8 protein-coding genes and 1 pseudogene are annotated in these 7,774 nt (G+C 69.1%); 8 read left to right on the forward strand and 1 reads right to left on the reverse strand.

Annotated features, from left to right (window positions below):
• The 7 genes and pseudogenes from QM624_RS08215 to nusB all read left to right on the forward strand — a co-directional run.
• A pseudogene (locus QM624_RS08215) lies at window positions 1–365 on the forward strand (hypothetical protein); the annotation flags it as partial.
• 13 nt (window positions 366–378) lie between these two features.
• On the forward strand, window positions 379–1,566 hold the full coding sequence (gene aroC, locus QM624_RS08220; RefSeq protein WP_415090656.1) for a chorismate synthase: 1,188 nt from the start codon (window positions 379–381) through the stop codon (window positions 1,564–1,566).
• The gene (locus QM624_RS08225) at window positions 1,563–2,078 is read left to right on the forward strand and encodes a shikimate kinase (protein WP_415090658.1); all 516 of its coding nucleotides are present in this window, start codon (window positions 1,563–1,565) and stop codon (window positions 2,076–2,078) included. Before aroC ends, QM624_RS08225 begins: the two co-directional genes overlap by 4 nt.
• Window positions 2,075–3,172, forward strand: coding sequence for a 3-dehydroquinate synthase (aroB, locus tag QM624_RS08230; RefSeq protein WP_415090660.1), 1,098 nt, complete (start codon window positions 2,075–2,077; stop codon window positions 3,170–3,172). The genes QM624_RS08225 and aroB overlap by 4 nt, the downstream gene beginning before the upstream one ends.
• Window positions 3,172–3,888 (forward strand): FMN-binding negative transcriptional regulator, encoded by a 717-nt coding sequence (locus QM624_RS08235; protein ID WP_415090662.1) that lies wholly within the window; start codon window positions 3,172–3,174, stop codon window positions 3,886–3,888. The genes aroB and QM624_RS08235 overlap by 1 nt, the downstream gene beginning before the upstream one ends.
• Window positions 3,889–4,205: 317 nt before the next feature.
• Window positions 4,206–4,763, forward strand: a complete 558-nt coding sequence (gene efp / locus QM624_RS08240) for an elongation factor P (RefSeq protein ID WP_298130206.1) — start codon at window positions 4,206–4,208, stop codon at window positions 4,761–4,763.
• 6 nt (window positions 4,764–4,769) lie between these two features.
• Entirely contained in the window at window positions 4,770–5,285 is a 516-nt protein-coding gene (nusB, locus tag QM624_RS08245) for a transcription antitermination factor NusB (RefSeq protein WP_298130203.1), read from the forward strand.
• 130 nt (window positions 5,286–5,415) lie between these two features.
• Here nusB and QM624_RS08250 read toward each other — a convergent pair whose 3' ends face one another.
• Complete coding sequence (locus QM624_RS08250) at window positions 5,416–6,432, reverse strand: GNAT family N-acetyltransferase (RefSeq protein ID WP_415090665.1); 1,017 nt, start codon at window positions 6,430–6,432, stop codon at window positions 5,416–5,418.
• A 148-nt stretch (window positions 6,433–6,580) separates the two neighbouring features.
• On the opposite strand from QM624_RS08250, the gene carA reads away from it, so the two are divergent.
• Window positions 6,581–7,774 (forward strand): glutamine-hydrolyzing carbamoyl-phosphate synthase small subunit (gene carA, locus QM624_RS08255; RefSeq protein ID WP_415090667.1); only part of this gene is annotated, 1,194 nt, incomplete at its 3' end.

Genomic DNA, 7,774 nt, shown 5'->3' on the forward strand with positions numbered 1-7,774 from the left:
CCTTCCGGGAGTGGGCGGAACGGCTGGGTGTCGAGGTGCAACCCCGCACCCTGGGGGCGCCGCTCGACCCGGCCAGCGAACTGCTGGTCTCGACCGTGCCGTCCGCCGCGTTGGAGGGACGCCTCGACTCGCTCGAGGTGGAGTACTGCCCGGCGCTGCGCGGAGTGTTCGACGTGATCTACCACCCGTGGCCGACACCGCTGGCCGAACGGGCCGAGACCGCCGGACGGGTGGTCGGCAACGGGCTCGATCTGCTCGTCTACCAGGCCCGGCACCAGGTCCGGTTGATGACCGGACGGGACGTCCCGGTGGAGGTGTTGGTGTCTGCCGTGCGGGCAGTGACGGAGGCCGGCGTCGGGTCGTGACAGACTCGCGATCATGCTGCGTTACCTGACTGCCGGGGAGTCCCATGGCCGCGCCCTGGTGGCGACCATCGAAGGCATTCCCGCCCATGTCAGGGTGTCGACCACCGACATCGCCGAGGCGCTGGCCCGACGGCGGCTGGGCGCCGGCCGCGGTGCCCGGATGAAGTTCGAGGCCGACGAGGTGACGATGTTGACCGGCCTCCGGCACGGCGAGACGCTGGGTTCGCCGATCGCGATCATGATCGGCAACACCGAGTGGCCCAAGTGGGAGACGGTGATGGCTCCCGACGAGGTGGACGCCGAGGTGCTGGCCGCGCAGGCCCGCAACGCTCCGCTGACCCGTCCGCGTCCGGGGCATGCCGACCTGGCCGGCATGCAGAAGTACGACTGGGACGAGGCCCGTCCGATCCTTGAGCGTGCCTCCGCGCGAGAGACCGCCGCCCGCGTCGCGCTGGGCCGGGTGGCCAGCAACTTCCTGCAGCAGGCCTGCGGCGTCACCATCGTCAGCCACGTCGTCGAACTCGGCCCGATCCGCTCCACGGGCACCCGAGTGCCGACCCTGGACGACCGCGACGCCATCGACGCCGACCCCGTCCGCTGCCTGGACGCCGAGTCCAGCGCCGCCATGCAGGACGAGATCGCCGCGTGCCAGAAGGCCGGCGACACCCTGGGCGGCGTGGTCGAGGTGGTGGCGCACGGCGTCCCCGCCGGTCTGGGCTCGCACAGTCAGGGCGACCGGCGGCTGGATTCGAAGCTGGCCGGTGCGCTGATGGGCATTCAGGCGATCAAGGGCGTCGAGGTCGGCGACGGTTTCGACCTGGCCCGCACCCGCGGCAGCCTGGCCCACGACGAGATGGAGCCGGGACCGGGTGGTGTGGTCCGGCTGCGCAACCGGTCCGGTGGTACCGAGGGCGGCATGAGCAACGGTGAGCCGCTGCGCGTCCGGGCCGCGATGAAGCCGATCGCGACCATTCCGCGGGCCCTGCGCACCATCGACGTGACCACCGGTGAACCGGCCGTCGCCCACCATCAGCGCTCCGACGTGTGCGCCGTCCCGGCCGCCGGCGTGGTCGCCGAGGCGATGGTGGCGCTGGTGCTGGCCGAGGCGGTCCTGGAGAAGTTCGGCGGCGACTCGGTCGCCGAAACCAGCCGGAACCTGGCCGGCTACCGCGAGCGCCTCGCGCAGCGAGGGCTGAGGTGACGTCGGGCCACCGCATCGCAGTCATCGGCGCACCGGGGGCCGGCAAGACCACGGTGGGCCATGCCCTGGCCGGCCGGCTCGGGCTGCCGTTCCTCGACGTGGACGCCGCGATCGAGGCCGAGCAGGGCCAACTGATCCGGGAGATCTTCGCCGACTCCGGCGAAGCGCATTTCCGCGCACTGGAACGTGACGCGACGGTTGCCGCACTGGCCGAGCCCGGCGTGGTCGCGGTGGGCAGCGGTGCCGTGCTGACCTCCGAAGTGGCTGAAGCACTACGTGATGTCACCGTGGTCTGGCTGCAGGTCTCGGTCGCGCAGGCCAGCCGGCGGCTCGGGCTGAACCAGGCCGGCGTCCTGGTGCTGGGCAATCTGCGGGCCACTCTCATCAAGCAACTCACGGAGCGGACGCCTGTGTATCAGAATCTGGCCACCATCAGCGTGGACACCGATCATGCCGAGGTAGCGGCGATCGTGGAACAAGTCATGGCAGAACTGAAGGAGGACGACCGGTGAGAATCTCCACCATCGATGTGACCGCCGAACGCCCCTATCAGGTGGTGGTCGGACAGGGTGCGCTGGAACTGCTGCCCCAGTACGTGGCCGAGCAGCGGCGGATCGCGGTGATCCATCCGCCGGTGCTGCGCGAGCAGGCGTCCAAGCTCCGGTCGGCCTGCGACTGCCAGACGTTGAGCATCGAGGTGCCGGCGGCCGAAGCGGCCAAGACCGGCGAGACGCTGCAGCGCTGCTGGGACGCGCTGGCCGAGGCCGGCTTCACCCGCTCGGACGCCATCATCGGCCTGGGCGGGGGAGCGACCACCGATCTGGCCGGGTTCGTCGCCTCCACCTGGCTGCGCGGCGTCACCTACGTGTCGATACCGACCACCGTGCTGGGCATGGTGGACGCCGCCGTCGGCGGCAAGACCGGAATCAACCTGAGCGCCGGCAAGAACCTGGTCGGCACCTTCTACGAGCCGTACACGGTGCTGTGCGACCTGTCCTTCCTGGAGGGCCTGCCGGTCGAGGAGATCCGCTCCGGGATGGCCGAGGTGGTGAAGGCCGGCTTCATCGCCGACCCCGCCATCCTGACCATCATCGAAGACGACCCGGCCGCGGCGCTCGACCCGAAGGGCGAAGTGATCTGTGCGCTGGTCAAGCGGGCGATCGAGGTGAAGGCGGCCGTGGTGGGCGACGACCTGCGGGAACGAACCTCCGTGGGACGCGACCTCGGACGCGAGCAGCTCAACTACGGCCACACCCTGGGCCACGCCATCGAGCGTCACCAGCGGTACACCTGGCGGCACGGTGAGGCGATCAGCGTCGGCATGGCCTTCGCCGCGGAGCTGAGCCGCCGGGCGGGTCGTCTCGACGAGGACACCGCCGGACGGCACGGCCGGGTGCTGCGGGCGCTCGGATTGCCGACCAGCTACCCGGCCGACGCCTGGCCGGAGTTGCGCGAGGCGATGAACCTGGACAAGAAGACCCGGGCCAGCACCCTGCGGTTCGTGATCCTCGAGCAGCTGGCCCGCGCGGCCATCCTGGAGAGCCCCGACGAGGATCTGCTGCGGGACGCCTTCGAGGCGTTGAGCCGGTCGGCGACACTGGACTGATGTACACGCCGCGCCACTTCACCATGCCGCCGGAGCTGCAGGCCCGGACCCTGGCCGCGCCTGGTGTCGGCGACCTGATCACCCACGGGCCGTCTGGGTTGCTGGCCACCCACCTGCCGTATGTCTTCGATGCGGACATGGGTGAGCAGGGCAGCCTGGTGCTGCACGTGGCGCGTCCGAACGCTCAGTGGCGCGAGGCGGTCACCGGGGAGGCGTTGTTCATCATCACCGCCGCCACCGACTACATCTCATCGCTGTGGTACCCGAGCGCGCCGGCGTCCGGGAAGTACATCCCGACCTGGGACTACGTCACCCTGCACCTGTACGGCGAGCTGATCGCCCACGACGACCTGGACTGGACGACGATGGCCGCCGAGAGGTTGATGAAGGCCCACGAGCGCACCCTCGGCATGGACGACATGCCCGCCGACTACGTCGCCGGCCAGTTGCGTGCCATCGTCGGCCTGCAACTGCAGATCACCCGGATTGAGGCGAAGGCGAAGCTCAGCCAAAACCGGACCCCCGACGACGTCCGCGGCGTGATCGAGGGACTGACCGAGGCCGGTGCCGACGACAGCGCCGCCCTGGTCGAGGAGTTCGGCCTGCCGCCCGCCGAACGCCGAGCCGCCCTGATCGCCGACGTCGCCGCCCGCCACCGCCCCGGCAACGACAGCCTCTCCACCGGCCAGATCATCGCCACCCCCACCCCTCGCTGACCCGTCGGTAACCCCGGGGACGGTTCTCCCGGTCACCGGGGACGGTTCTTTTGGTCACTGGGGACGGTTCCTTTGGTCACCGGGGACGGTTCTTTCGGTCACCGGGGACGGTTCCTTTGGTCACCGGGGACGGTTCTTTCGGTCACCAGGGACGGTTCCTTCGGTCACCGGGCGCGGGGATCAGTTGGCCAGAAGAACCATCCCCCGATGGTTCGGACGCCGGGCGCGGGCCTCGCTGTCTCGCTCGGTTCGTCGTCACAGCGCTCCCGCACTACACTGAGCGGTCGGCTCGCAATCGGTGAACGAAGGGTTTTCACGTGGCTTCCACCAACGATCTGAAGAACGGCATGGTGCTCGACCTCGACGGTCAGCTCTGGCAGGTGCTGTGGTTCCAGCACCACAAGCCGGGCAAGGGCAACACCGTGGTGCGCACGAAGCTCAAGCACGTGCTCAGCGGCAAGGTGGTCGACCGCACGTTCAACTCCGACACCAAGGTGGACACCGCCAACGTCGACCGGCGCGAGATGCAGTACCTGTACCACGACGGCGACGGCTACGTGTTCATGGACACCGCCACCTACGACCAGATGACGATCACCGACGAGACCATCGGCGACGCCAAGAACTACCTGCTCGAGAACCAGAACGCCACCGTCGCGCTGCACGAGGGCAACCCGCTCTACGTCGACCTGCCGGCGTCGGTGGAGCTCGAGGTGACCTACACCGAGCCGGGCCTGCAGGGCGACCGCTCGACCGGCGGCACCAAGCCCGCCACCGTCGAGACCGGGCTGCAGATCCAGGTGCCGCTGTTCATCACCACCGGCGAGCGGGTCAAGGTCGACACCCGCGACGGCAGCTACCTGGGTCGGGTCTGACCGCCGGTGGCCGCCGACCCTGCGGTAACCACGCCGCGCCAGCGGATCACCACGCCCGACGGCACGGTCGCCGAGCTGATCGAGACCCGTCCGACGACACAGCCCGGACGTGGCTCGTCCCGCACCAAGGCACGCAAGCGTGCCCTGGACATCCTCTTCGAGGCCGACCTGCGCGGTGTGGACGCCACTGAGCCGCTGGCGCTGCACATCGCCGAGGCTGACCCGCCGGTGCGTCCGTTCACCACCACGCTGGTGAACGGCGTCACTGCGCGCAAGACCGAGATCGACACGCTGATCGCCGACTGCCTGGCCACCGGCTGGACGATGGAGCGGATGCCGCGCGTCGACCGCTGCCTGGCCCGCATCGCGCTGTGGGAGATGCTGGACGGCACCACGTCCGCCGAGGTCGCGCTCGAGCAGGCCGTCAGCCTGGCCCAGGAACTCTCCACGGACGACTCGGCGACCTTCCTCAACGGCGTGCTCGCTCGCGCCCGGGAGAAGATCACCGCCGGCCTCGACTGAGGCCCTTGCCGAAGTCTCTCGCTCGTCAAATGGCGACCGATTCGGGACGTACTTCGCCTGGTTGGGCGTGGATCACCCCGGAATCGGTCGCTGATCCGCGAGCCGACAGCACCGGACTCGGATTCCGCGATCAGGCCCGGGGCCACTTGTGGAAGTCGAAACCGACCAGCCGCCGGTACATGCCCACCGACTCGTACAGGTGGGTGGCGCCGGTCGGGCTCTCGGCGTCCACGTGCAGTTTGACGGCGCTGCGGCCGTCGGCTGCGTAGCGGGTGAAGCTGGTGCGCAGCAGCGCCTTGGCGACACCCCGTCCGCGCCCTTGCCGCAGCACGCCGAGATTCGCCACATAGCCGGCGTTGTCGGCCTCGAGGTACGAGTTGTGCCCCATCAGCCCGCCGACAGCCTCGCCGTCGATCTCGGCGAGGTACCAGTGGGTCGGGTCGGCGAGCTGGTCGGAGTGCTTGGTCTCCACCCAATCCTCGAAGCTGCGCAGCTGGAAGTCGTAGTGGTCGCGGAACGACTCGCTGATGACCTGGTACATCGTCCTCAGGTCGGCGGCGCCGTCATCGGGCACCTCGGCCTGCCTGACCACCACGGGAGAGGCAGGATCCGGCTTCGGCGCGACATAGCCGTCCAGGTCGATCTGCATCTCGATGAAGGCCCGCATCTGCTGGAACCCGAACGCCTCGGCGTGCCGCCGGGTGAGCGCGTCATGCTCGTTGACCCACAGATCCAGTCGCGGGCCGGTGACGCCAAGACCATCGGCGATCGTCAATGCGACCTGTTCCGCCCACGCCAGGCCGCCTTCCCACAGCTCATCGACCAGTTCGGCGGGCAACGACCTGTCGATCGCCACCTGCGCCCAGTACTTGTCGTCGAAGTTGCGGAACACCCGCCACACTCCGATCAGGACGCCGTCGCGCTGCAGAACCAGCGCGGTGTTGCGTTCCAACGCGCGCGGCGTGTCGAACCACTCGTCGACCTCGCCGGCGCTCAGGGAGGTCTCGCCCATCGCGGCCAGTTCATCGGCACGCAGCAGTTCGAGAAGCGCCGGGACGTCGTCCGCGCCGGCCGTCCGGACGGCGATGCCCTCGGGCAGCGGTCCCGGAATCACAGGCTTCATGGCGGCACTGGTGTTGTCGGTCACGTCCCACGACCCTACCGGTGAGCCCGGAGGAGTAGCTCGGCGAACGACATGACACGGCGTCCCATCCGGACCTGCGCGGTCAGCGGCACCGTCCGGCTTTGCTAGTCTTTCGTGAGTTTGAGCCCGCCCCGGCGGGGAAAGGACTTTCATGCCTTCAGGCTTCTTCGATCGCGAACAGACTCCGGCTTTGTTGGTTCTCGAAGATGGGCGGTCCTTTCGCGGCTTGTCCTTCGGGGCGGCCGGCGAAGCCTTCGGTGAGGCGGTGTTCTCCACCGGCATGTCGGGCTACCAGGAGACGCTCACCGATCCCAGCTACCACCGCCAGGTCGTGGTGGCCACCGCGCCGCACATCGGCAACACCGGCTGGAACGACGAGGACGACGAATCGTCCCGCATCTGGGTGGCCGGCTACGTCGTCCGGGACCTCTCCCGGATGCGCTCCAACTGGCGCTCCAACCGCTCGCTGGACGACGAACTGCGTAGCCAGGGCGTGGTCGGCATCGCCGAGATCGACACCCGGGCACTGACCCGGCACCTGCGTGAGCGGGGCGCGATGCGGGTCGGCATCTCCACCACCGAGCTCGACCCGACCAAGCTGCTGGCCAAGGTGCGCGAGGTTCCGGCGATGGCCGGCTCCGACCTGGTCGCCGACGTCACCCTGGGTGCCGAGAAGGTGCTGCCGGCGGTGGGCGAGAAGCGGTTCACGGTCGCCGCCATCGACCTCGGCATCAAGGACATGACCCCGACCCGGATGGCCGAGCGCGGCATCGAAGTGCACCTGCTGCCGGCGTCGGTGACCTTGGACGAGCTGACCACCCTGAACCCGGACGGCGTCTTCTTCTCCAACGGCCCCGGCGACCCGGCCACGGCCGACGCCCCGATGGAGTTGCTGCAGGGCGTCCTCGATGCGGGCATTCCCTACTTCGGCATCTGCTTCGGCAACCAGATCTTCGGACGCGCCCTCGGTTTCGGCACCTACAAGCTGAAATACGGCCACCGCGGGATCAACCAGCCGGTGAAGGATCTGCGCACCGGCAAGGTGGAGATCACCGCCCAGAACCACGGCTTCGCCGTCGACGCACCGCTCGACAAGGCCACCGCGACCCGCTGGGGCAACGCCCGGGTCAGCCACATCTGCCTCAACGATGACGTGGTCGAGGGCCTCGAGCTCACCGACGACGCCGACAACCTGCTGTCCTTCTCGGTGCAGTACCACCCCGAGGCGGCCGCCGGCCCGCATGATTCGGCCTACCTGTTCGACCGCTTCGTCGACGTGATGACCCGACGCCGAGACGGCGCCGGGGGTAGAGCCGAGCACAACCCCACCCAGAGCAACACCGAC

It is taken from the genome of Micropruina sp. (genome assembly GCF_047606365.1).
Lineage (GTDB): Bacteria > Actinomycetota > Actinomycetes > Propionibacteriales > Propionibacteriaceae > Micropruina.

What these genes read in the sequence shown, in the direction of transcription:
- QM624_RS08235 (WP_415090662.1), top strand. Translation starts at nt 3,172, where the DNA reads ATGTACACGCCGCGCCACTTCACCATGCCGCCGGAGCTGCAGGCCCGG.
- aroC (WP_415090656.1), top strand. Translation starts at nt 379, where the DNA reads ATGCTGCGTTACCTGACTGCCGGGGAGTCCCATGGCCGCGCCCTGGTG.